Annotated in this window: 15 protein-coding genes; 1 reads left to right on the forward strand and 14 read right to left on the reverse strand. The window is 47.1% G+C overall.

Features of this window, described 5'->3' with window-relative positions; all coding sequences use genetic code 11:
• Positions 1-171: 171 nt before the first annotated feature.
• The 4 genes from AC5JBY_RS26350 to AC5JBY_RS26365 all read right to left on the reverse strand — a co-directional run bounded on the left by AC5JBY_RS26350 (position 172) and on the right by AC5JBY_RS26365 (position 10,273).
• Positions 172-4,461: a sodium:solute symporter family transporter gene (locus AC5JBY_RS26350; RefSeq protein ID WP_495907660.1), complete on the reverse strand. Its 4,290-nt coding sequence runs from the start codon at positions 4,459-4,461 to the stop codon at positions 172-174.
• Between the two features lie 20 nt (positions 4,462-4,481).
• Entirely contained in the window at positions 4,482-5,369 is an 888-nt protein-coding gene (locus AC5JBY_RS26355; RefSeq protein WP_495907661.1) for a DUF5017 domain-containing protein, read from the reverse strand.
• A 70-nt stretch (positions 5,370-5,439) separates the two neighbouring features.
• Positions 5,440-7,056, reverse strand: coding sequence for a RagB/SusD family nutrient uptake outer membrane protein (locus tag AC5JBY_RS26360; RefSeq protein WP_495907662.1), 1,617 nt, complete (start codon positions 7,054-7,056; stop codon positions 5,440-5,442).
• Positions 7,057-7,075: 19 nt separating this feature from the next.
• Positions 7,076-10,273 (reverse strand): SusC/RagA family TonB-linked outer membrane protein, encoded by a 3,198-nt coding sequence (locus AC5JBY_RS26365; RefSeq protein WP_495907663.1) that lies wholly within the window; start codon positions 10,271-10,273, stop codon positions 7,076-7,078.
• A 173-nt stretch (positions 10,274-10,446) separates the two neighbouring features.
• Here AC5JBY_RS26365 and AC5JBY_RS26370 point away from each other — a divergent pair, with 173 nt between their 5' ends.
• Entirely contained in the window at positions 10,447-11,460 is a 1,014-nt protein-coding gene (locus AC5JBY_RS26370; protein WP_495907664.1) for a LacI family DNA-binding transcriptional regulator, read from the forward strand.
• Positions 11,461-11,675: 215 nt separating this feature from the next.
• On the opposite strand, the gene AC5JBY_RS26375 is transcribed toward AC5JBY_RS26370, so the two are convergent.
• From AC5JBY_RS26375 to AC5JBY_RS26420, 10 genes are all read right to left on the reverse strand, one after another.
• Positions 11,676-12,437: a glycosyltransferase family 25 protein gene (locus AC5JBY_RS26375; RefSeq protein ID WP_495907665.1), complete on the reverse strand. Its 762-nt coding sequence runs from the start codon at positions 12,435-12,437 to the stop codon at positions 11,676-11,678.
• Positions 12,438-12,440: 3 nt separating this feature from the next.
• Positions 12,441-13,178: a polysaccharide deacetylase family protein gene (locus AC5JBY_RS26380; RefSeq protein ID WP_495907666.1), complete on the reverse strand. Its 738-nt coding sequence runs from the start codon at positions 13,176-13,178 to the stop codon at positions 12,441-12,443.
• Between the two features lie 40 nt (positions 13,179-13,218).
• Entirely contained in the window at positions 13,219-14,070 is an 852-nt protein-coding gene (locus AC5JBY_RS26385) for a glycosyltransferase family 2 protein (protein WP_495907667.1), read from the reverse strand.
• A gap of 165 nt (positions 14,071-14,235) precedes the next feature.
• Entirely contained in the window at positions 14,236-15,315 is a 1,080-nt protein-coding gene (locus AC5JBY_RS26390; RefSeq protein WP_495907668.1) for a DUF4249 domain-containing protein, read from the reverse strand.
• Between the two features lie 3 nt (positions 15,316-15,318).
• Entirely contained in the window at positions 15,319-17,898 is a 2,580-nt protein-coding gene (locus AC5JBY_RS26395) for a TonB-dependent receptor (protein ID WP_495907669.1), read from the reverse strand.
• Between the two features lie 61 nt (positions 17,899-17,959).
• A complete protein-coding gene (locus tag AC5JBY_RS26400; protein ID WP_495907670.1) occupies positions 17,960-18,955 on the reverse strand; it encodes a FecR family protein in 996 nt (331 codons plus the stop codon).
• 42 nt (positions 18,956-18,997) lie between these two features.
• Complete coding sequence (locus AC5JBY_RS26405) at positions 18,998-19,555, reverse strand: RNA polymerase sigma-70 factor (RefSeq protein ID WP_495907671.1); 558 nt, start codon at positions 19,553-19,555, stop codon at positions 18,998-19,000.
• A gap of 406 nt (positions 19,556-19,961) precedes the next feature.
• Positions 19,962-23,075 (reverse strand): ligand-binding sensor domain-containing protein, encoded by a 3,114-nt coding sequence (locus AC5JBY_RS26410; RefSeq protein ID WP_495907672.1) that lies wholly within the window; start codon positions 23,073-23,075, stop codon positions 19,962-19,964.
• A 51-nt stretch (positions 23,076-23,126) separates the two neighbouring features.
• Complete coding sequence (locus tag AC5JBY_RS26415; protein ID WP_495907673.1) at positions 23,127-23,777, reverse strand: response regulator; 651 nt, start codon at positions 23,775-23,777, stop codon at positions 23,127-23,129.
• 605 nt (positions 23,778-24,382) lie between these two features.
• Positions 24,383-25,597, reverse strand: coding sequence for a sensor histidine kinase (locus AC5JBY_RS26420; RefSeq protein WP_495907674.1), 1,215 nt, complete (start codon positions 25,595-25,597; stop codon positions 24,383-24,385).
• Positions 25,598-25,607: the final 10 nt, after the last annotated feature.

A 25,607-nucleotide genomic window follows, 5' to 3' on the forward strand; every position in this document is an offset into this window, starting at 1 on the left:
AAGGCGCCGAGGCCAACACAAAAAACCGGTGCTACAAAGCTGTAGCCCCTAAAGGGGCTGTGGCTAACGCACAAATTCAAGGCTACAAAGCTTTGGTGCCTAACGGCACCGGAAACAAAAACCTGACAGGTTTGATTCGTTGGTCTGGCCGCTTGGAGCGGCCTGACTGCTTTAGTAATTGATTTCAATTACTTGTATCCCATAAGCAGGTATGGCTGTTTGCCAGTTGTTGGTGCTGTTCAGTGGTGTTCTTTTGCCATTGGTGTCAATGGCATAAACAGTTTTTGGTTGTATCGTTTGGTTGTCCAATACTTTGCTGTAATCAACTTTCAGTGTAGTTGATAGTGTTGCGTCATCGTCATTGAGCAAGAGCAGGAATAGTTTCTTCTGTGTTTTGTTGATAGCGCCAAAGTAATCGAGGTAAGGTGTGCCGGCATCCAGCATACCGTCTCTCAACAACAACTCAGCTTTGACGCCGTAGATATTTCCCGGGGCAAAGCCATAGGACTGGTGTGGTCCTACTTTGGGTGTTATGAAGCCGCGCGGGAATTGCACTTTTCCATTTGTACGTAAGCTCGCTTCTGACAACAAGTAATCGGTGATCCATCCAATCTGCCACCAGGCATGGTGTGGATAGGGGCCGGCTCCTTTGTTCATCACATTCCAGTAATAGGAGGCCACACTCGTAGCAGGATCAACAAACGCATCACGGCCCAATGCTGCAGCACGCGCCATCGTGAGGAACAATGAATCGCGGGTAAGGGAATACATACGGATGAACATGCCCGCATGACTGGCTAATAGAATAGGCCCATGCTTGGTAGCGGAGCCAATGCTGCCGCCATGTTCAAAGCTCAGGCCGACCTGGCTGATCTCCCAATCCTGCCGCTCTTTGCCTCCTGCCGTTTTCGGTGTGCGGTTGGGAATGGGATGTGTATAGACAGAAGTGGTGTACAGCTTTGCTGTAGTAATAGCCGCCTGCAGGTATCGCTGGTTTTTCGTGATGTCATACAGGTCGAGCAGGGCTTGCGCACTTTGTCCAGTTGCAAAGTCAGGTGCAAAGCGGGTATCGCCACATACGCCGGTAAAGCGTCCGCGGTTAACTGCGTTTGTAATGTACCATTCTGCTCCTTTAACGGCTCCGTCCAAATACTTTTTATCGCCCAACATTTTATAAGCAATCACCAATCCATAGAATGTAGGGCGCAGGTCTTCTACTTCGGCGAATAATGGCTGATGAGTAATATGATCATAGGCAACTTGCCATTGTCCATCTTTGCCCATCCAGGCCAGCAATTTATCGGCGGCGTCTTTTAGTTCACGCTTCAAAGCTGTGTCGCCCGGATTGAATAATAATACGTTGCCTACGTCCATCAATACGTAATAGGTAGTACCCATCGGCTCGACGTAAGGGCCCCACTCTTCTGTGAATTTATGGCTCTTGGGCAGGTAGTATTGTCCTGCTGCTGCGCCGTAAAAGAATCCCGGTGTTCTATCTTGTTGTGTGATCTTAAAGTTGAGTGCGTAAGGCAAGCGGGTTTGCTTCAATACCGGATCGTTGGTGATGCGGGCCAGCATCCACATGGCGCCGTAGTCCGCATTCTTAATCGCATCGCCATCACCGCCGTATACTCCACCCAGGTAATCCTGTGCTCCGATGGTGAGCCCCTGATACTGCATCGTGCGCCATTTGGAGGTGCTATCGTCCACTACGTATTTATGCATGGACAGGATGCGGTTCGTGAGGGACTGTTTTGTTTCTTTTAATGCAAGGAAATCTTTCAGCTTGTAGATATCGTTCACCGCATGTTTGTAGACTGTGTACCAGTTAGCAGGTTGTACTGTATAACGGAAAGAGAAGTTAGTTGTCTCGCCTGTCTTCAGGAAGGAACCGCGTTGTCCCAATACCGGGTGCCAGGCTGTGGGGGTTAATTGGGCTTGTCTATTCATCAGCGACAGGCCAAGCTGCCAGATCGTTTGCGTGCTGTTCTTGTTTTCCCAGGGATCGCGGCCTGTGCCTGGCTCGGGTATTACAGCGAACGTGATGCCTTGCTTTGTGCTGATCAACGGTGACAGTGTGGAAGCCGAACGTTCGCGGCTCACTACCGGTTTGTCGGGAATGCCTTGTCCGTAGGCAAATGCTTTGACAAAGTTCTTTTCGATGGCAGTGCCCTGGAAGTGACCAGGCACCATGCCCCAGGTCATTTCTTTATTGTTGACAATGGCCAGTGAAGGGGAAGCGATGGAATAGTATCCATCCTGTTTGGCTGTTACTGTAAGGGTGACCAGTATGTCGCCCTGGTATTGGGGATCCATGCTCCAGGTGGCGTTGATGGTTGCCTCTTTGGTATCCTGTGTAAAAGTTAATTCGTTGTTGGTGGTTTGTGCATTTGCGGGATAAAAACGTGTTGCTTCACCAGCCGTATTCATTGCTACGGGTGTAGTGGCTTCTGCCCATACGGGAATTGTATAGCGATAATGGGATTCGGGGAAGATGACCTGTTTGCCTGCCGCATCGTATATGGGCTGCGGTATGGTGTCTGGCTTTTGCTTTGAAAATAAAATAGTGTATTCACCACTCGCACCTGATAGGCTGATCCACTGTGTGCCTTTTTTCACTGCCAGCTTTTGTAATTGCCAGCCGTTGTTGTTTTTGGTCCAGTTCAGTTGTAAGGTGGGTGATGCAAGGGTTGCTTTTGTACCTGTTACTGTTTGTGCTTTAGCCTCGGCTTGTGGCAGTAACAGCCCCACTATGATGAGTGACACCAACGCAGCCGCTGGTACTTTTACTTTACGGGCTGCGCGGTATGGGATCAGGGAGCACACTAAGATAACTGCAGCAATGCCTGCAACAATGCCTGCTCCAGATGTAGTGAGCAGACTTAGTACGAACAGGAGTACTGCTATGAATGCGAGGGAAAAGGCTATCACCTGCAAACCAAACTTGTTCTGTTTCCTGATCTCGCGTGTTTCTTCTTCAGTGGCTTCCAATGCGGCTTCTTTTCGTTGTGCTTTGCGTTGTTGGTATGCCAAGTAATCATTGTTGCCAAGTCCCTTTGCCATCGCGTATAGTTCATACAAGGCCAGCATGATAAATGGTAATCCTACTCCTACCAGCATTTCTGTGGCGCGGTCCAGTTTAAAGCTGATGGTGTGGGGCAGTATTACTTTGAATATCACATTTACCGACAGGCTGATAAGGGTAATGAATATCGTGGCTTTGCCTGTTAACCGTTTAGAGAACAGGGCCCAGATAGGCGGCGCCAGCAAAGGGCCGCCCGTAATTGCGCCAATGCTCAGGGTGAACTCAACTATGCCTCCTATCCTTGGCACTATAAGTGCAACGCCGATCATACCCAGTCCGAAGAACCAGGAGGAGATGCGTGCTACGCTCATTAGTTTTTTATCGGAAGCCTGGGGATTGATAGAGCCTTTGTAAATATCATTGGTAAATACGGCTGATACCACATTGAGGGCCGTATTGGCAGAAGCTGAGGTTGAGAAATACATGCCTGTAAGGATGAGGCCCATCAATCCTGCGGGCAGCACATGCTTACAGATCATCAGGTAAGCGTTTTCGGTTTCCATTCCTGACAGGGATGGATTGATCGTTTTGTATATCATCGGGGGCAGCATCCACAGTATGGGACTAATGATGTACAATGCTGCAAAGAGGTAAGCAACTTTGGAGGCCGACTTTGGTTTATCGACGCTGGTGTAGCGCTGCACAAATGTCCAGTTGCCTCCAATGTAAAAGATGTGGTATAGTGCGAAGGCCAGGATAAAGCCCCAAGTGTATTCTCCATTCACCAGTTTAAAGAATCCTGCAGGCGCCTGTTCGAGAAAATGGTCTACTCCTCCTGCTGCTTTAAAAGCAAGCGGCATGATGATGAGGATGGCCGCAGTAAGGATCACAAACTGGAGTATGTCGGTTACCATCACCGCCCATAATCCGCCTACGGCCGTATAAGCAATCATGAACAAGCCTAATACAACTGTTACTGGTACCAGCGGAAAGCCTAATGAAGAACTCACCAGCTTTGCTACGGAGTACAATACTGATCCCTTGATCAGCAAGGATACCAACATGAAGATGTAGATGTAGCTTTTTTGTACGCCAACACCCAATCGCTCACGAATAAACTCGGCGGCAGTAAGATTACCGGTGGCTTTCCATTTGGGGGCGAGGTAAAGTCCGGTGATCAAGCCTCCGATACACATGGTCCATTGTATGGTAATGGCTACCCAGCCGTGCTGGTAGGCAATGGAGCCCCAGGCTACGAATGTGCCTGCGGAGAAGAAGCTCATGAATAATGACAATCCTCCTATGAACCAGGGTACTGCTTCTCCACCGGCAAAGAATGACTTCAGGTTCCTGCCGGTACGAACAAACAGGAATCCGATCAACATGATGAAGATGGAGAAGACAACAATGACGGTAGTATCTATTGTTTGATTCATAAGGTAAAGGACGGTGGGTGTTATGGCGTTATTGTTAACGTAATTTCTTTCAGTGTGCTTTCTACTTTATCGTTTACATAGGTTGCATTGGTGACTTCAAATACTACTTTATAGGTGCCGGGTACTGTATATACGCCTGTGGCCGCATATTGGGTGAGGCTGGTAGTAATGTTCTTAATGGCTACGCCTTTGTCAGGTACCGCCGCATTGGGGTTAAAGCTTCTTGTCAACACCCAATCATCGTCGAGTGCGTTGGCACTGCCTTGTAACAGTAACTGTGCACTGGTAATTGACCACACGGCTGCCGGGTTTTGGAAGCTTACTGCCTTCCAGCCTGCCGTAGTCATGTTGGCCATGGGCGTAATGGTACCATCTGGCGCCTGGTTGTCGGCATTGAAGGTACGGATCACCCATCTGTTCTGGGATTGGATGGTGGTAGTAATATACCGGAATGCAACGGTGGCCGATTTGTTGCCATCTGTAAACTCCGACATGTCTACTGTGCCTGATTGTACCTGGTCGGCGCCTTGTGAAAGTGTGACCCGGTTGGTGATATCAGTCCAGGTAGCTGCTTTTACATTCGTAGTGTCGTAAGTGCCATTAAAGTTATTGGATACCAGCACGGTCATGTTGTTGCGGATGCCAAACTGCTGGTAGGTGTTGAATTTAACGAGCAGCTTATTGTCGGTGGTAAATAACCTATCTCTGTATTCGTATACGCTGCCCGGCATGCCCGACCAGAACACGATGTTCTGTGGATCGCCGGTAAATTTAAATATGATCGAGTCGCCTACTTTGTAGGTGGTGGATGCCGTGGTTACATCAAATACCGGTGCGCTGATCGTGTCCCGTTTGGTACAGGAAACTGCCAGCAGGCATATTGTGAAGAAGGAAAGTATTTTATTCATAGCTGTGGGTTCTTTTGTTCAGGGTGAGCCGCCCTTGGAGGGCGACCCACCCTTAGCTTGATTATTAATATTACCAGCCGGGGTTTTGTGACAGATTGGGGTTGACTGCTATTTCGCTGTTGGGTATCGGGAACAGGACACTCCTGGAAGTTATTCTGCTCGCCTGTCCTATTGCGGCAGGTGAAAGCGTAGCAGGCATGTTCGTCTGGTATGCCGTTACCATTTGTTGCATTGTCAACACATAGTTTCCCCAACGGAGCAGGTCATGTTTTCTGATGCCTTCATAGGACAGCTCACGGAAACGTTCTGCTCTAACGGCTTCGGAAAAATCAACTTGCGCGAGTCCGGCCGGCAGGTCGGCGGTAGGATCGGCTACTTCTACCGCTTTTCCAAATCCGCGTCTGCGCACCTTGTTAATGGCATCGTAGGCTGCTGCTGTAGGTCCGTTGATCTCGTTCTCGGCTTCTGCAAACATGAGTAGTACGTCGGAATAACGGATCATGGGGAAATTAATGGTTGTAAAGTCCTGGTCTCTTGGCCTGACCAGCTCATATTCTCTTCTGTATTTACCGGCGCTTCGTTCGTAGATCTCTGTGGGTCCCCAATTGGTTCTTGTTACTTTAACAAGGTTGCCGCCGGTGCCACTGGGATTGAAACGGTAGGGTGCTATGGTCCAATCTCTCCTGAGATCACCGGCTTCGTAAGCATCGTACAATTTGCGGGTAGCATGTACATAATCATAGGCAAACCCTGTATCGATGTTCGGGCAATAGAGTCCCATCCAGGAGCCTACATAGCCGCCCTCGCGTACAATGCCCTGGTTGTTGCCGTAATATTCTATTTCCCACAAGCATTCTTTGATGTCGTATTTATCCTGTGCGAGGTTGATGAATATCTGTGAAAAGCTCGGATTCAAAGCGTGTAAGTTGGATGTGATTACCTTCTCTGCATATGTCTTTGCATCCGCATATTTTGCTTCATCCTGCAAGGGATATCCTGCCATGGTAAGGTATACCCTTGCCAGCATGGCTTGTACAGCCGTTTTGGAAATGCGACCGTTGTAGCCATAGTAGGTTATATCACGCGCCAATCCTTCTGCGTCTTTTAAGTCTTTTACGATCTGGGCATATATGTCTGCTACGGAGGCACGAGGCAGAGGTGGTTCTGTTGGTGATTTGGTAGAGGTGAGTTTTAATGGTACAGCTCCCCAATTATCTACAAGGTTAAAGTAGTAGAAGGCTCTTAAAAACAACGTCTGTCCTTTTACTTCGTTTTTTGAAGAGTCGCTTACCAGGGCGCCATCGAGGTGGTCCAGCAGCATGTTGGCGCGTTCGATGCCAACATACAATGCTTCCCAGCAGCGGTTCAGCTCCAGCATGGATGCATCGATGGTATTGGACATATAGCCTGTCAACTGGCTTTTCAGGTAAAACTCGTCGCTAAAGGCAAGGTATCCATATAAGGCGCTACCGTAGGTGCGACGGTCGCCCAGCCTGTCGTATACAGCTGCGAGGGCCCTGTTGAGGTCTTCCTGTGTTTTATAATAGGTATCGGGAGTAATAGAGTCGACGGGTTTTGTGTCGAGGAATTTATTACAAGAACTTAGTAATGCAACTGAAAGGATGATCAGTAACAAATAGTTACAGGTTACAGGTTGCAGGTTACAAGTTTTTCGTTTAGCGTTCATATTCGAAGCTTTTTATTCGTTAGAATGTTACGTTAAGTCCCAGTGTGATCGTTCTTGCCTTGGGATAGGCTGACCAGTCGAAGCCCGGTGTCAATGCTGTATTTCTAACAGACACTTCAGGATCTACGCCGGAGTAATTGGTCCAGGTGTACAGATTCTGCGCAGCAGCGTAGACTCTGATGCCCTGAATTTTTATGCGTTTCAGTACTTGTGCCGGCAGGTTGTAGCCGAGCGACACTGTTTTCAGCCGCAGAAAGGATCCATCTTCGATGAGGCGCGTGGAATATACGTTGGGACTGGTGACGCCGGCAACTGGCATATCTGTGTTCGTATTCTCTGGTGTCCACCTGTTCTCAAATGATTTATACATATTCAGGTAGGGTCTTCCTTCCATTCCTTCAAATACAGTGCGGTTACCGTTGAGGATGTCATTGCCATAGGACCATTGGAAGAATACGTTGAGATCGAAATTGTAGTAGCGGAAGTTGTTGGAGAATCCTCCAATGTGAACAGGAAGTGGATTGCCAATAAATGTCTGGTCGTTGGCATTCACAACGCCATCTCCGTTAATATCCACGTATTTTACAAAACCGGGTTTAATGAGGGCTCTGTCCTGGCCGTTGTTGGGCACGTCTTCTCTCAGCACATAAGAACCGTTGGGCAGTTGTGTAAAATCATCTACCTGGTATAACCCATCTGCGAGGTAGCCGAAAAACAGGGCCACCGGCATGCCAGGTTTGGCGAGGTAAGGGAGTGAGTTGTTGAAGTTGTCGTTCCAGCCTTGCAGGCGGGTAGTGATGCTTGGCTGGTCGTAGTTCAACTCCAGTATTTTATTTCTATTGAAGGCTATATTGAAGTTGGTGTTCCAGCCAAAGTTCTTGTTATTGATATTAACGGTATTGAGGGTAAATTCAAGTCCCTGGTTGGATACTTTACCGATGTTCTTAAAGCCATTGAGGTAACCGGAAGATGAAGCAAGGTTTGCATTGAGCAACAGATCGCTCGTCTTCTTATAGTAATAATCTACTGAGATGGCAATGCGGTTATTGAGGAATCCGAGATCAAGGCCCACATCTGTTTGTGCGGTGCGCTCCCATTTCAGGTCTGTGTTGCCTACTTCTACTGGTGCTGAACCCGGGATGTGTATGCCATTGAAATAGTAGCCTGGTGTAGTATTTGCACTACCATTGGTGAAGCCTGTTTGTCTCAACACCGAGAGGTAGGAGAAATCTGATACACGGTTGTTGCCGGTGATACCATAGCTCACGCGCAGCTTGGCATCCGATATCCAGGGCAGTTTCTTCATGAAATTTTCTTCACTAATACGCCAGGCGACTGAACCTGAGGGGAAGTAACCCCATCTGTTGTCTTTTGCAAATTTGGATGAACCATCTGCACGGAAGGAAGCTGTGAACAGGTATTTTGAGAACAGGGTATAGTTGACCCTTCCGAGGAATGATGCCTGTGCAGCTTCGGACTCAGAAGATATGTTTACCAGCGGCGTACCTTCATCAAGGCCGCTGATGCCCAGGGATTCGTTGGGTACTTTATTGGCGGAGAAACCATCTATGAGTGTTTTGGTCTTCTGTAATGTGAAGCCGCCTACAACATTCAATATATGGTTTTTATTGAAGCGCTTGTTCCATGTAAGGGTATTTTCATTCAGCCAACTGCTTAAAATGTTGTTGTTAACAGAGCCATTGACGCCATTGGTAGCTCCATACACGGTACGTGGGTTACCAGCGGCTGTTTGTGAGTTGTTGAAGATCTCTCTGCGAACTGCATTTCTTGTTATGCCACCTGTTACACGCAGTGTGAGGTTCTTCATGACTTTGTATTCAAGGTAGGCATTGGCAAAGAGCGCATTTGTAAAAGCAACGTTGTACGCGTTCTTAGCTGATATGATCGGATTTACGCGCAGGTCGGAAGTATTGGTAATGCCTGCATCGAACGCATCTTCTGAAAAGCTGAGGTCGCTCAAGGAATCTCCTGTTATCGGGCGATAGCCCCAGGCGCTATAGAATAAATAGGAGGAGGCGTTGATGCCATTGTCGCCACCATTGGTAGCGATCTGGCCCGTTGTCTTCAGTGATGAATAGTTAATATTGACGCCTACTTTCAGTTTTGAATTCACTGTCTGGTCCAGTACTACTCTTCCCTGAGCACGTTGAAACCCACTATTGATAAGAATGCCATCCTGGTCGAGTATATTTCCGGAAAGCGCATAGCGTGTTCCACCACTGCCGCCACTTATTGAAAGGCTGTGGTTTTGCATGGCCGCTGTGCGGAATATTTCATCCTGCCAGTTAACGCCGGGGACATTCCTGTAGTAGTCGAGCGTTTTCCCATTTTTGAGGTATAGATCGGTAGACTGTGTAGGCTGTAGTTCTAATTGGTATTTTACAAATTCATAAGGGCTCATTACTTCCTGGCGGTTGATCTCTTTCTGCAAACCGTACCAGGCATTGTAGGTGACAACCGGCGCGCCTGCTTTTCCTTTTTTGGTGGTAATGATGATAACGCCGTTAGCACCACGAGCTCCATAGATAGCTGTGGCAGAAGCGTCTTTCAGTACTTCGATGGATTCAAGATCGTCGGGGTTGAAGACGTTGTTGCTGGGGTTTTCAACGGGGAACCCATCGATTACATATAATGGTGCATTGCTTTGAGTGATGGAGTTGCCACCACGGATGGTGATGAGGTTGCTACTGCCTGGCTGGCCATCTACAGCGCCCACCTGCACGCCTGCTACGCGGCCTCCCAGTGCATCTTCAAAAGAGGCTACGGGTGCTTTTTTTATCTCTGCTACTTTTACTTGTCCCACTGACCCGGTAAGGTCTTTCTTCTGCACGGTTCCATAACCGATCACGACCACATCTTCCATGTCTTTGGGATTGTGATCGAGCTTTACATTGTATAATGTAGTGTTGGCATTGAGCTTTACTTCTTTCTCCAAAAATCCCACAGAGGAGAACACTAATGTTACACCCTGGGGTTTGTCGATGGTAATGCTGTAGATACCATTTTCGTTGGTAATGACTGATTGTTGTTTTCCCTTTACCTGTACGGTCACTCCTTCCAACGGTTCATTTTCCGCGTTGGTAATTTTACCGGTAATGACTTTTGTTGTAGCGGGTGTTTGTGCATAAGCGGCTGTAGTGAAGAGTACTACAAGCATAAGCAGGGCAAGATGAATTGCAGGCAATGTTTTTTTCATACGGCGAAACTTCTTAAACAAAAATGCCGAATAGGGACAGTAAAGCAAAAAAAGTACGGCTTATTTATTTGTGGGAACATTCCCATTTTACGGGAACATTCCCATATTGATGTAATTTACCTTTTCTTTGTATCCGGGTTTCTTAAAATATCATTAATCGAAAATCGCTATTAATGAAACGTCACCAGATAACGATTGTAGACATTGCCGAAAAGCTCAATTTATCTAAGTCTACTGTATCCCGTGTATTGACTGGCCATCCCAGTGTCAGTGAAAAAACTCGCAAGGCCGTTCTTGAGCTCGCGGAGCAGCTCGACTATCAAAGAAATATGTTATCGATCAGTTTGCTCAATAAAAAGAGTAACACTATCGGCATTATTGTTCCTGAGTTTATTAGTTCTTATTTCCCACAGGTGATCATGGGCGCGCAGGAGGTTGCTGCTAAAGAGGGGTATAATATCATCATCGGTCACTCGAATGAAACTTATGAAACAGAAGTGGCGAATACACGATTGATGTTGGCCAATCAGGTAGATGGTTTGCTCGTATCGCTCACAAAGGAGACGAGAAACTTCGATCACTTGAAGGTGTTTGAACGCAAGGGTATTCCCATCGTTTTCTTCAACCGCGTGTGTGAGGATATGAATGTGCCCAAAGTAGTAGTGGATGATTATGAGGGGGCTTTCCGTGCTGTGGAGCATTTGATCAAGCGCAAGAAGAAAAGGATCGCTCACTTAGCGGGTCCGGATACTTTGCCTATCAGTGTAAAAAGGTTACGGGGTTATCGTGATGCGCTTAAGAAGTATAATATTCCCATCGATGAGGAGTTGATCATTCCTTATGATCTTACGATTGCCAAGGTGAAGATCTATGTGAATCACCTGTTGCGGCTGGACAATCCTCCTGATGCCATCTTTGCTATTAATGACCCTACTGCTATCGAGGCTTTGCAAATTGTCAAGAAGAAGGGATTGCAGGTTCCCAAGGATATTGCTATTGTGGGTTTTAGTAACGACTATGCTTCGGGGTTGATCGAGCCGTCATTGACGACCGTGTCGCAACCTGTGAAGGAGATCGGCAGCACTGCTGCGCAGCTGCTGGTGGACCAGATCAATCGGGACATCTCGGAATGGAAGTCTATTATCCGGGTGTTGAAGACGGAATTGATTGTGAGGAAGTCGAGTTGATTGGGCTAAAGCCCAAAGGGAGGGCGATCTTCTTCCCGGCCCTAAAGGACCGGGCAATTCCTTTTGCTTCGACATCTCTTCTTCGATTTTCCTTTGCTTCGCAGGCGGATTTCTCACTTCGCTATCGCTCCGTTCGAAATGACAAAAAAGAGTGAGTGTCGTTCGAAATGACAGAAAAAGCGAGTTTACTTCAAAATGACAAAAGACAGTAATGCTTAACTACCAGTGAGGGAGCTGAATTCGTAGGTGTTTGTACGTTGTTTGAATAGTTTGGGTCTTCCTATGTAGCCTTTTATTTGTTCGGTGGTGATGGCGTATGACAGCAGGTTGTCGGCATTGTAGACAACAGGTGTCTGGAGCTTCAACAATTTCCTGGCGCCTTCCAGGGTCACCGCATAGGCATGGGTACAATCATGGAAACCTGCTCTGGCTACATGGGTGGAAAGGGGCTTGGGATAATAGTTGGCAAATATTGTGCGGGACAAACGCAACGATGTGTGGAAAGGGAATGTCAGGTAGTACATCCGTTTGACCGTTTGCTTCCACCCGAAGACCTCATTGTTCTCATAGCCGAGGTAGAATACCTCCCAATTTGCCGGAAGTTCTTTCATCATCTGAGAAAAAAGGGGCAGGTTTTCGGGAAGTGGGAAGGCGTCGTCTTCCAGTATCAGCACGCGCTCATACTGGTTGGCAATGATGGATTCGTATATTTTGACGTGGCCCAGTGAACAGCATAGCATGCCGGTGGCCATGTCGGGTTGTCGTTTATAGAAGTCGGTATATGCAGCTGTGCTGTAGATGCCTTGTTGCTTTAGTGCATCGAGGGTTACCTGTTCTTTATCTATACCATAGAAAATTTCGTAATTCAATCCGTCTAATTCACGTGTAAACGCCTCGATCCTGTCTTGCAATCGTGGTAGAGTGAGTATGTAAATCTTGTCGAAAAAAGAATTAAGGGGGCCGAAGTCTCTCTTCATCCGCTAAAGGTACCCAAACAAGGTCTTTCCATTGCGTAGAAGCTGGGTAAATTTTTTAAAATTGTTGTTTCCCTGTATATCAAGTCGTTGAATAAGAAGGGGGTTACGAAGGGGCAATGTATTCAGCCGGTTGCCAATGCGGAAAGCTGCTACTATTCCTCCGGCTGCCAGTATTTCGAGGAATTCGCGATGTCCATCTGCATTTTTTTTGGGGTATGCGCCGTAGGGAAAAGCCAGGCAGGGCTGAAAATTGACTCCCTTCCGGGCAAGCATGCCGCTGCATTGCCGCAGGTCTGTCTCCATCTCCGCAGGGGACAATGTTTTATAGCTTTTATGGTCGTATGAATGCAGGCCGTATTCCACCAGACGGGGGTCCATTGCCTGCATATCTTCCAGGCTCAGGTAGTCTGACGCCTCTGCAGCGCGCTCTTTCAGGAAAGTGGGTACCAGGAAAATGTTGGCTTTGAGCCCATATCGCTCGAATAAGGGGTAGCCGGCGGTAAAGTTGTCCCGGTAGCCATCATCGAAGGTGATCAATACGGGTTTTTCGGGCAGGGGCGTTCCCTGCCGGATATATTTTACCAGGTCGCTTAGCTGTATGGTATTGTAGCCCTCCTGCTTCAGGTAATGGAGCTGGGCTTCCAAGTGGTTCACCGGAACGGTAAGTGGGTCGGCTATTCCGTGGGCAGAGATCTTATGGTACATTAAAACCCTCAGCGGGTGCTTCACTGCAACAGACAAGGTGTTGTTTTTGGGTGGATTGGGATAGGTTGTTTAATGGCTATGCGTAAGCGGCATCTGCTATAGGAATGGTCCTCCTTTGGTTCAACTCGTTCAACTTCACATATTTCATAAAGTGGTAGTAGGCGGAAAAGACCGACCAGTAAAAGCCTTTCATGCCATTGAGGCAATTGCGTTCCAGCAGATAATATTTGAAGAAATTAAAGGGAAGCCCCATGAATACGGCCAGGGCCGATTTGCGCTTTCCTTTTCCATAGGCTATTTCGGCTGATAAAGCGGAGTATCGGTTGAGTTTTTCGATGCACTGGTGTATGCTGGTGTAGCTGTAATGGAGAATGGTGTGTTCCAGTTTTTTTACCTGGCCTTCTACCTTGAAACTTTCATGCACTCTATCGCATGTTACGCCTCCTTTCTGTCGGTTGAACAGGCGTGTGAAATAGCGGCCACTTTCTTTCCCATGCCGGAATTCTTTATCAAGGAAAACGAGGTTCATGGGAAATGAAAAGCCTGCATAGGCTGTATCGGGGCGGATGCTCCTGATTTCCTGTACCAGCTCTTCGGTAGGTATTTCATCGGCATCGAGGCAAAGTACCCAATCGTTGGTGGCCCTGGCTATGGCAAATTGTTTCTGGGAACCGTATCCATCGAATGTGCGGGTATATACATCGCATCCAAACTCCTTGCAAATAGCCACTGTTTTGTCGGTACTGTGGCTGTCGACAATGATTATTTCATCGCACCATGACAGGCGGGACAGCGTTTTGCGTATGATCTTTTCTTCATTCCAGGTAATGATCACTGCGCTTATTTTAAGCTCTGTGGGTTTGGGCGTACTTACCTGCATTAGTCCGGACATGTTGACAATAACCGGTGAAAGCTTTGGAAGGCTCATAATAGTGCTAACGTTTAGGGCATTAAAAAATATCACAGGTGGATGTGCAGGATAAGTGTAGGTGCTTCTATGGTAGGAAAACCGGTAAAAGGGAGATACCCCTATTGGAGGGAGAACTTTTTTTAGGCAACGAGGCAGCAAGGCATTGAGGCAACGAGGGAAAAACTACCAGAGCTGGTCGAAGTAGTAGATGCGCTCTCTTTTGGCGGAACCGCCAAATATGCCCTGGCCGCCTTTGCTAATGTTGCCCCGGGGTGATGGCAGTTGGTTGGCAGGAATGGCGCCGAAGTCAGCTTTGTATTTTTCGTATTCGAGGAGGTAATCGAATAGTTCTTTGCTGGCTGCTTTGAACTGGAGGTGAACCCGGCCTTTTTGCATGGGTTCGTTGGCTATAAAAAACTGCTTATCAACGTAAAATCGTATGGTGTAGGATTGACCATCGAAGGTTTTGTCGGTCAAAAACAAACGGCGGAAGGGGTTATCGAGGTTGTCGAGCCGGGCGTTTTCGGTAGCAGCGTCCTGGGTATGTAGCTCCAGCCGGAGGTATTTATTGATGGATACGGTATCATTGAACAAATACACGCCGGGCGTATTTTTTACCTGGTCGTACAGGGTTTTGCCCTGTGGGGTATTGTAATCGTAGCGCACCCCGCGGTAAAAAAAGCTGCGGCCCGGCTTCAGGAGTTCTTTTACGGCTTCTATTATGTAGTAGTCTTCTTTGCCGGCCGGATCCTGGAATGTAATGTCTACCGCCAGCACTTTTTTACCCTGGAATGTTTCGGTGCTGGTATCAACTATTGTCCACTTAGGTATCTGGGGTATTTGAGTAGTGGCGGTAACGACTCCCATCGTGGGATGTTTTACCTCGATGGAATACCGGGTGCCGGCCTTATATCGTTTTCTGTTGGTGAATATGGTGGTGGGGTTGCCTGCATATTGCCAGGCATAGCTCGGCTGCAGTAGCCAGGTACGACTGTTTTCTTCTGTCAGTGTAACTGTGGCGTCGTTTACTTTTTCAAATCGTATGAGGCTGCCATTGCCCACTTTGATGGTTTTTCCTATTGGCACTTTTACTGAATCGAGGGCTGATATCTCAGCGAGTATTACGAGTTGATCGTCTTCAAACTGATCGGATGTAAATCCTTTTTTGCAGGATGCTCCTGCTATCAGTAATAGCATACTGATCCACCACCAACTTTTGTTGATCATTTGTTTTGTGTGGTATGGTGGTTGTTTTGTATGCATGTTTTAAAATACAAGTGTATAGGATACGTAGGGGGTAATCTTGAAGAACTGGTATTGGGTAGACACAACCAGTGAGCGTTTGCCCATGGTGCCTTCCAGGTCGTACACGTATTGGTTGGGTGAACCGTATATGTTGTATACACCAAACGTGACGCGCGACAGGAGTTTGCTGTTGTGTTGTTGTTCATAGGTGGCTGCCATATCCAACCGGTGGTATGGTAATGTGCGGTACTGGTTGACGGCGGATGAGTGATAGATCAACCGGTATTCTTTTGGTGACAGGGGATTGAATACTTGCTGGGCGTCATCAAAATCAGGGTAACCTCTATCGGGCAGGGTAAATACGTCGCCTGTTGAAAACGTCCACACCATAGAGAAGTTCCAATGTGTATTCAGGTTATAGGTTGCTGCCGTATTCAGGCTGTGCCTGCGGTCGTATTTAAAGGGGAATTTCTCATCGTTGTTAATGCCCTTGAAGTGGCGCCAGTTCCATGCGAGGGTGTATCCTATTTGCAGGTACCATTTGCCTGCCGTCTTTTCCATCTTTGTTTCCACCCCATAGCACCATCCTCTACCCGACTGCACGTTCTGCTCCCAATCGGCTGTATTCAAAAACAGGTTCTTTCCTTCTACATAATTGGTCACGTTCCTGAGTTCTTTGTAATAGACTTCTGCTGTAATGATGAGTTTTTTATTATCCCGCCAGGTGTATCCAACGTTGATCATATCGCTTTCTTCCGGACTCAACATCTTAGTACTGGGTACCCAAGCATCGCCGTTGATACCCAGGTATGGGTTGGTGACCAGGTGCAGGTATTGGGTCATGTGGTTGTAGGAGAGGCTAAGCTGATGGTGTTTGTTCAACCGGTAGGTGGCATACAGGCGAGGCTGCCAGGAAGTGTATTTAAACTCGTTGTTTCTGAAATGGGATATGTGTATACCGGGACGCAAAAAGAATTGTTTATCGGCCCTGATCTCGCTTTCCAGAAAGTATACTCCTTCCTGGAATGAAATGGGTGGGAAATCGGAGAAGTCGTCGGGCTTTTCAAAGAACTCTGTCGAGATATTGGAATCAAAGGGTCGTACTTTGGTAAGATTGGCTTTCACTCCTGTGATCAGCCGTACGGAATTGGTAGCAGCAAATTCCAGCCGGGTTTGTGCATTGAATTGTTGAATCGAAGAGTATGTATTGTATACTCTGTTTTGCATGGAAACTCCTGTACTGTCGTATAGATTGTAACGGAAGCCGGCAATGTTCCTATAGCGGCTGAAGTTGATGGAGGTATTGATAAATGCTTTAGGTCCTAATATCCTGTTCCACCCCAACGAGCCTGTTGTGTTGCCCCAGCGTTGCACGTTGTTTGTATAGTCACGGTGTAATGTGAGGTTATCCTGCCCCGTGTATATATGGAGCATCAACTTATCTTTTTTGCCCAGCCATTGTGTGTATTTGGCATGCAGGTCGTAGAAGTTGACGCCGATATCTGCTTTCATCAGTCGCAATAGTGGGTTTATCCAGCTGTGCCGGACCGATAGCATGATGGCTGCTTTGTCTTTTTTAATGGGTCCTTCGATGGTAAATGATCCTGCCAGTACACCTGCATTGGCTTCTCCTTTCCATTGTTGCATGTTGCCATCGCGGGTGATGACATCTATGACTGACGATAACCCGCCTCCATATCTTGCCGGGAAATTGCTCTTGTAGAGGTTGAGTGATTTGACTGCGGATTTATTAATGATGAACAGGGTTCCTAACAGGTGGGTGGGATTAAAGACTTTGTTGCCATCCAACAGGAATACGTTCTGATCGGGACTGCCGCCTCGTACTAACAGGCCATTGGCTATTTCCGGAATGTTCTTGATGCCGGGCTGCATGTATAGTGAGCGGATCACATCGGGCTCTCCGAGAAACATATCCTGTACGCTCTCCGTAGCGCCGGTCAGGTCGCTGGTTTTGGCAGCCGATGAGCTTTCTGATGTAATTGTTACTTCCGGTATGTTGCTTTTGGGTTCCAGTGAAAGATCGATCCGGGTATTTTCGCGCAGGTCAAGTTCCACGCGCCGGCTATTGTATCCTGCGTAGGTGATGAGTAGTACTTGTTTTCCTTCGGGCAGCATCAATGTATAATGTCCAAATCCGTTGGACAGGCTGCCTTTCTGGAGTGAGGGTTGCCATATGGTAGCATCGGCCAGTGGCTCTCCGCTTATGTTTTCTTTAATGAGTCCGTAGATAGAATACCAGGTAATAAAAAAGTCATCGGGCAGTGGTACGGGCGAAGGGATGAGTATGATCTTATCGTTCTTCTCCAGTATGGTTATTTTCTGGTCTTTGAGTACTTGTTGTAACACAGCGCCGAGTGTAGTGGGTGAACCTGTCAGGCGTATTATTTTACCCGTGTCGATACTGTTGGAGGCGTATTCGATGATGGCTTTACCACTGTGGTTGATAGCGTCCAGAAATTCTTTGAGGGATGCTTTTTCGAATGGGGGTGAGTAGGAACGTCCTGCAATGACAAGCTTTTGCGCCAAAGCAATGTGCATATAGCAGCACAGGCAAGCCAGCAGGCAGAAAGCTCTTTTCATGAAATAGTTCCTGAAGTTCTAAAGGTTGGGGTTAGTGCAGTTGACCCGACAAAGGAACTATTTATTTCATATAAAAGGTTACTTTATTGGCCTCTTTTTTCATGCTCAAACCTGTAATCAGCCTGATCTCTTCGAGTGCCTGTTCTAATGGCTGGTGGTCGAAACGGACTGTAACGTTGATGGCTGAAATGGCCTCCTGGTGTTGATTATCAAGGGTAATGGGAACTTCGTAATAGTCCTGCATATCTTCCAATACTTGTTGGAGGGGGGCGTTTTTAAAATCGAGCAAACCGGTATTCCAGGCGATATAGTTGGCGTTGGTGACCTGGTTTTGCCGGAACTCATCGTTTTGAAGTATGGTACGCTCGCCTGCTGTAAGTTGTACCTGCGTGCCGGAGGTGGTGGTGCTCGTAACGCTCACTCTTCCCGTGACTACTATTACTTCATCGGTCTCTTTGGTAGTATTGACCAGGAAGGATGTTCCCAGCACTTTTACAGCAGCATGGCTGGTGTTTATTATAAAGGGCTGGTGTTCATTTCTTTGAATTTCAAAGAAGGCTTCGCCCGTGAGGTGTACCATACGTTCTGCGTCCTCAAAAGTAAGGGGATACTGAATGGTGGCTCCTTTGCGCAATTGTACGGTTGAACCATCAGGCAGCCGCAGGGTTTGGTTGTTATCGGCTACCAACTCCTGCCAGTTTGTACGATAGTTGCTCCACAAATACCCGCCGATAATAAAGAGGGCTATTACGGCGGCGGCCAGCATCCAACGTTTTCTATACAGGAAGGAAGTGGATTGGAGGTGGCGGACCGGGGTCTCTTTTGTATTGCCAGCGCCTGTTTGGGCAGCAATCTTGTTCCAGGCGGCGCTGGTGTCGAAGGTTTGCCCGGCCATGAGCCGGCCACTTTCCTGCCAGGCCAGTACCAGCTCGTCATACTCCTGCTTGTTGGCAGGATCTGCTGACAGCCATTGGTTTAGCAGGGCGAGGTCTTCGGCTGTAGCCTGTCCGCGCTGGTCTTTGACAATGATGTTTACTATGTGGTCTTCCTGTAACATTTAGGTCCTTTGATTATTATAACATGAAAATCCTGCTTTCCCCTATCCTACCCCGTAAAGAAAAAACAAGGTGAGGGGTATTATGCTGACATTTTTCCCGCGGACAAAGGTGCGTAATATCCTGAGTGCCTTTCCCATGTGGTTCTCAACCGTCTTTACGGAAATGTCGAGTGTTTCACTGATCTGCTGGTAGGTAAGGTCGCTGATGCGGCTCAATACAAATACTTCCCGGCATTTGGGGGGTAGTTGTTGTAGTGCTTCCTGCAGCAGGGTATTGTAATCTTTCCCGCTTTCTTTTTCCGGGTCTCTCTCTACCGGCACATCGGCTACTTCTTCTGCTCTCAGTTCGCCGACCATGTTCTTGTGCTTCTTTTCCAGGAAAGTAAGGCAGTTGTTGCGCACGGCGCCAAATAAATAGAAGTTCAGCTCTTTTGTGCCGATCAGTTCCTGCTTCTTTTCCCATATGCGGAGAAAAACTTCCTGGACAATGTCTTCGCTGGAGTCATATTCTTTGGTGAGTGTAAATGCATACCGGCAGAGTTGCTCATACCAGGTATGAAACGCCTCTTGAAATAACTGGTATTTGGTAGGGTCTTGCATGCAATCGTATGGAATGCGGCGTGAAAATAACAAAAATCGTGGGTGAATGTTGGGGGTGCCCGATAGGGAGCTAATGCGGGGCTGGGTGGGAGGGGCTATACAGCCAGGTCCGGATAACCTCCGGATAAGGTCCGGATAACCTCCGGATAAGGTCCGGACAAGGGTACCTTTTTAGCCAGGGCTGGCTGGTTAGATTTGAAAGGCGAAGAATATCTTATTTGAGCCGTTTGATTCATAATCAAATAGTTCCATTTTTTATGGCAACTTTCCAGTTTTACTTACCAGATTTCCGGGCTTCGTGCTTACTTGTAATTTACGAAATCGGCCGGAGGGGGAATCGTTGATGAGGGAGGATCTTTTTGCAACACGGTTGAAAGGTTAACAGTTCAAAAAGTTGACAGGGGGATCATAAAATGGGAATGATGATGGTGACGGTAGTTCCTTTGTTGTACAGGCTTTCTACCATGATCTTTCCGCGCAGCTTGGTGACGAAGTCGCGAATGATCCGGTAGCCCAGGTTGCCTGTGCTATCGGTAATGAACTGGTTTCTTTCGTCTTCGAGGCGGTTTTGCAGTACCTCCAGTTCGGTGTGGGTCATGCCTTTGCCGGTATCTACTACTTTTATTTCCAGCTGGTCATTTTCTTTTAGCAGGGCGCTTATCCTGATGGTACCGTTCTCCGTGTGTTTATTGGCATTGTCGATCAGGTTATGGAGCACGATCCGCATCAATTGTTTATCTGTCCAGACGCGGATATCTTCTGCCGTCTCCATTTCGAGTTTATTGCCATTCCAACTCAGTATGTTGCTGAAAAAGGCTTCTGCTTCGTTGAACATCTCCTGTACCTGTACGTATTCGTTGCGTATCCTGAATCCTGATTGTTGTGTGGTGAGCCATACCAGGAATTCGCGTGTAAATACATCCAACTGGTCGGACGATTTTTTCAGTTCCATTGTGAGGGCTGTAAGGGGCTGGTTATCCCCCTTAGAGAGGGTCATGTGGAGTTGGTTGCTAAGCATGTTCATGAAGCGTAATGGCGAGCGAATGTCATGCAGAATAACAGAGGTGAGTTTATCTTTCAGCAGGTTGCTTTGGTGCAGGTTTTCTTCAGATGCTCTCAATTCCTGTACCGCCTGTTCCAGCTTTTCTACTGTAATGGCCTGCTCCTGTGTCCGCTCTCTCACCTGCCGCTCCAGGTCGAGTTCTCTTTTTTTATTCTTTTGGGCCTGACGCTTGTTGTATCCAAAGACTGCTACTGCCAACAATAGTAATATAATCAGCGAAAGCAATAGTTTGAACAGCAGGGTTTCGTACCAATGGGGTTTTATGGAGAATGGTAACGATTTGGTTGTGTAGGCGTCTGCTTCAAAACCGCGACGCAGGCGAACGTCCAGGGTATACTTGCCTGGTGGCAGGTAATTGATGATGATGTTATTATCGGATGGCACCGGTGTCCATAGTTTATCTACTCCACCAATCCTGTACTCTGGCTGGAAGTTGGCTATGTTGCCGAAATAGGGTGAATTGATCCGGAAACTCATTTTACGAGAGCCGGGATTGAATGCCAGGCTACCTGTATACTTTATTTCCTGTGTATCTACCATCACCCGGTCGACATGGATATCCTGTGCCGGTAAAAAGGGCTTCACGTGTAAGGGGTTGAACCATACCAGTCCTTTCATGGATGGCAGGGAAAAGGTGCCATCCTGCAAGCGGATGCCTACCGGGCTGGTGCCTCCATTGAATTCGTTGGTGCCAAAGCCATCGTTTTTATCATAGTAATAGTAATATACTTGTTGATCACCATTCTGCAGCCACGATTCCAATGCCTGCTTAGGTACCTGAAACAATCCTTTGTTGGTAGGAATCCAGAAGAATCCTTTGTCATCTTCCATGAAGCAATGGGCATAGGCCAGGTAGCCCATGCGGTCTTGCGGCAGTTCTATAAACCGGCCATTTCTGTAGGTGTAATATCCATCTCCATAGGTACCGATCCACAGGCTACCATCTTTTGCTCTGTACATGTGCCGCACGTATCTGCCTTGCATGGTTTCGATAGGTGTGATCATTTTGCTTTTTTTATTGAAAGCGTACAGGCCTTTGGTGGTGCCCAACCAGATGGTGGTATCGTTGAGCAGGAACATGCACTGGGTGCGGCCGAATGTATTGTTCTGGGAATAGATGGTTTCTAATTTACCGTTTGCTACCCTACCCATTCCATTGTTGGTGCTAAACCATATATCTCCTTGTTCATCCTGTCCGATGCTGGCCAGGTAGGTATCTTTTATCATCCATCGCTTTACTTCCTGCAGTTTACTGTTCATACAAAACAGGGTATCGCCTGCCACGAACCATAGTTGTTGTTGCCTGTCTTTCAGGATTGCATTGGTGACCATGTAATCGTAGCTGTATACTCTTGTTGCCGTGTCTTTTGTGAATAGTACGCCATTGGAGGCCAGTACTTTCATAGGCTCTATTTCGGCTGCGGCATAAAAGTTATTTTCCAGTCCTTCCCGGAAGCGACGAACGGTAAAGGGCTGGTCTTTTATGAGGTAAAAGCCATTGGTGCTGGTGATCGCTATGTACAAGCGGTAGCGTGCTGAATAGAAAATGTCTTTGACAAGGGGGATCTGTAGTTGTTGTAATAGCAGGGTTGGCTGCAATGTTTGTCCGTCGAAGTTGAATGTATACAACTTGTCGCGAAACTGGAGGAAGGCGCCTGTGGTGTTGGAGCAGAATGAAGACTGTTGTCTGTTGAACCGGGCCGTTTCTTTTAGCGGTAACAGGAGTTGTTGTAATGAAGCTGTGTAGCTCGTTTTTTTGCCTTGGCTGTATGCCTGGATATTGCCTGCGGCATCTACTGTGAAAAGGGTACTTTTCACAAAAAAGTGCTGGTATGTTTTCAGGTCGTACCTGTCTACGCGCTCAAAGTGTCCTTTGCTGAAATAGTTGATGTCTTCGCCGCTTATGAACCAAACGTTGCCTTTATCGTCGGGATAAAACTCCTGCATGGCGGTATAGTACTTAGTGGCCACCAATTCTTGCATAATGCGTGTCGAGTCGGCTTTGTTTTTCAGGTAGGCACGCATGTCTACTACATAGCCATGGCGACTGGTGAGGTAGTTGTACCTGGCTACAGCGCCTGCCACCGGCACTACTTGTCCATCCGGTTGTATAATATGTATGCCGCCCGATTCGTCTGGAAAAAAGAGGTTGTTGGTTGCGTCTCTGTTGATGGAGTAAATGCGGTTTGAGCTGAGGGTGGGGACATTGCGGGTATGAAAATGCCTGAATTCCATACCATCGAATCTAACGACGCCTGATTGGGTGGCAAACCAGTAGTAGCCATTGTTGTCTTCTCCGAAACCGGTAACATCATTGGAGGGCAATCCATTCTCATCATCGTAATGGATCACATACTGGCTGGCGAACGGCTGCGGTTGCCGGGCGGCCACTTCATCGGGGCATAACTGAAATAGAAAAAGGATGGCTATTAAGCCATACCGTAGGGATAACTTCATAGGCACATGTGGATGCCTGTCAGGGCATCTTATCATGCCTTAAATATACGGTTAACTTTTATTCCCCGAAATGCCATTGGCATCATACAGCCGGGCGAGGTCGGCTAACTGAATAATGTTTTGCACGTTCAGTTTTTCGAAAATGTGTGCTTTGTGGGTGCCAACGGTGGATGCGTGCAGGTTGAGGGACTCTGCAATTACTGATACCGAGTCGCCGCGGGTAAGACGCATGGCTACATCGAACTCCCGGTTGCTCAGTTCATCAAAGGGGTTGTCTTTCTTTTTTTCCAGGGCGTCCATGGATATGATCTGGGCCAGGGCAGGGCTGATATAACGGTTACCCTTCAGGACTGTCCAGATCGCTTTTTTAATTTCTTCTTCGGGTGATTCTTTATTGAGAAAGCCTTTGACGCCCATTTTCAGGAATCTTCTGCCATACCATTCTTCGGGGTTCATGGTAAAGATGAGAATGTTCAAGTGAGGTGTAGCTGTCAACAGATAACTGATAAAGTCAATCGTATCTGTACCGGGGATATTAACATCGAGTATGACGAGCTCGTAAGTATTTTTTTTGAGCAATGCTACTGCAGCGTCGCCGCTTTTTGCTTCGTCTATTACAGCGGTGGGTATTTCCTGCCTAATGAGAAAGGCAATGCCTACTCTAATGATAGAATGGTCGTCGATTATTAAGATTTTGGCCATGGTACGTGGTTGATGCTATACAAAAATATATAATACAATAAGCATTTTACTAGTTATTCTGATATTTATGCATCGAATAATAATGATTGTTTCATAGTTATTTTTCTATTGTCACTAATTTCAATTGGTGCCAGCCCTAAAATTGTACCATCAAAAGTCAAATCCGGCGTATCATTCAAGTTCGAGTAGGGTATTTCTGTATCGTTTTTCTAATAGTTTACCCCATAGTTGTAATTCTAAATTGAGGTAGTGAAAATTTGATCTTGCACTATCATGTGTATAGAGCCTTTACATTTGTACCAGACCGTTTGATATCAGCCACTCTGGCAAAACCGACTTTCCTTTTTATATCCTTTTCTTTTTATGCTTGAAAGCGCGCATAGTGTCTTACAAGGCAAGTTTCACCGAAATAATAGTAGCGACATTAAATTATTCATATACCGGTATATTATACCGAAAGTTCTTTTGCACAGGCGATGAGAACAATGGGAAATCAGAAAGGCTTCCACAGTGAAGGTTTGGTACAGAAGATTTTTCACATCCATGGGGGATCGTTGGGAAGGTCGACCGTATAGAATCGCACGAGTTGGGAGTCTTTTTGTTTTTTAAATAGCTGCCGGTAATAATATGGTGAAAGTGGTTCCTTTTCCGAGTTCACTGCTGACACTGATCATGCCTCCATGTCTTTCTACAATTCTTTTACACACTGCCAGGCCGATACCGGTGCCGCTATATACTTGCCGGTTATTTAATCGCTTGAATACAACGAATACCTGGTCGGCATACTTTTGTTCAAAGCCAATCCCATTGTCTTTAAAAATGATCTCTGCATACTGACCGGTAGGCAGTATGATCGTTGTACCTCGTAGCTGTATGTGGGGTTGTTGGTCGGTGAATTTGAGTGAATTGCTCAACAGGTTGGTAAAAAGCTGACGTAACTGCTGGGCATCTCCTTTGACTACCGGCAGTGTGCCGCCTATAACTTCTATGATTGCTTTTTTCTGTTCGATCACTACTTCAAAATCGCTCTTTACATCCTGCAACACCTGGTTGAGTGCGACCGGGCCAAAGGCGTAATCGGATCTTGCCAGTTTGGAGTAGTTCAACACGTCTTTGATAAGGCTGGACATGCGTTTGGCAGAAACGCTTATTTTGTTGTAGTAAGACTCTACGGCTGCGGCATCATGTATGTTCATCTTCAGCAGTTCTACAAAGGTCTGGATCTTACGCAGGGGTTCCTGCAGATCATGGCTGGCTATATAGGCGTACTGTTCCAGTTCATGGTTTGACCTCTCCAACTCCTCATTCATGTGTACCAGTTCACTTGTTCTTTGTTCTACTGTTTTTTCGAGTTGGTCTTTGAATTTTTCTTTTGCTTCTGCGATGAGTTTTTCTGCCGCTTTCTGGCCGGTGATATCACGGGCTATTTTGGAGGCGCCTATGATGGTGCCATCACTGCTTTTTATGGGTGAAATGGTAAGTGATATATCGAGTATCTTTTTGTCTTTCGTGATGCGTTTTGTCTCAAAGTGGTCAACGCGCTCTCCTCTTTTCAATCGCTCGATAATTGCCGGCTCTTCTTCCAACCGATCGGCCGGAATGAGTATGGTAATGGGCTGCCCAATTACTTCGGCTGCTTTGTAGCCAAAGATCCTTTCTGCCGCATTGTTCCAACTGGTAATGATGCCTTCCAATGTCTTACTGATGATGGCATCATCAGAGGAACTGACTATTGCCGCCAGGTGGGCCTCTCTCTCCAGGAGTAGGTTGAGGTAGGCATTGTTTATTTTGAGCTCATCATTCATAGTAGCGGCTTTCATCTGGTACCAG

This window comes from Paraflavitalea sp. (assembly GCF_059502485.1).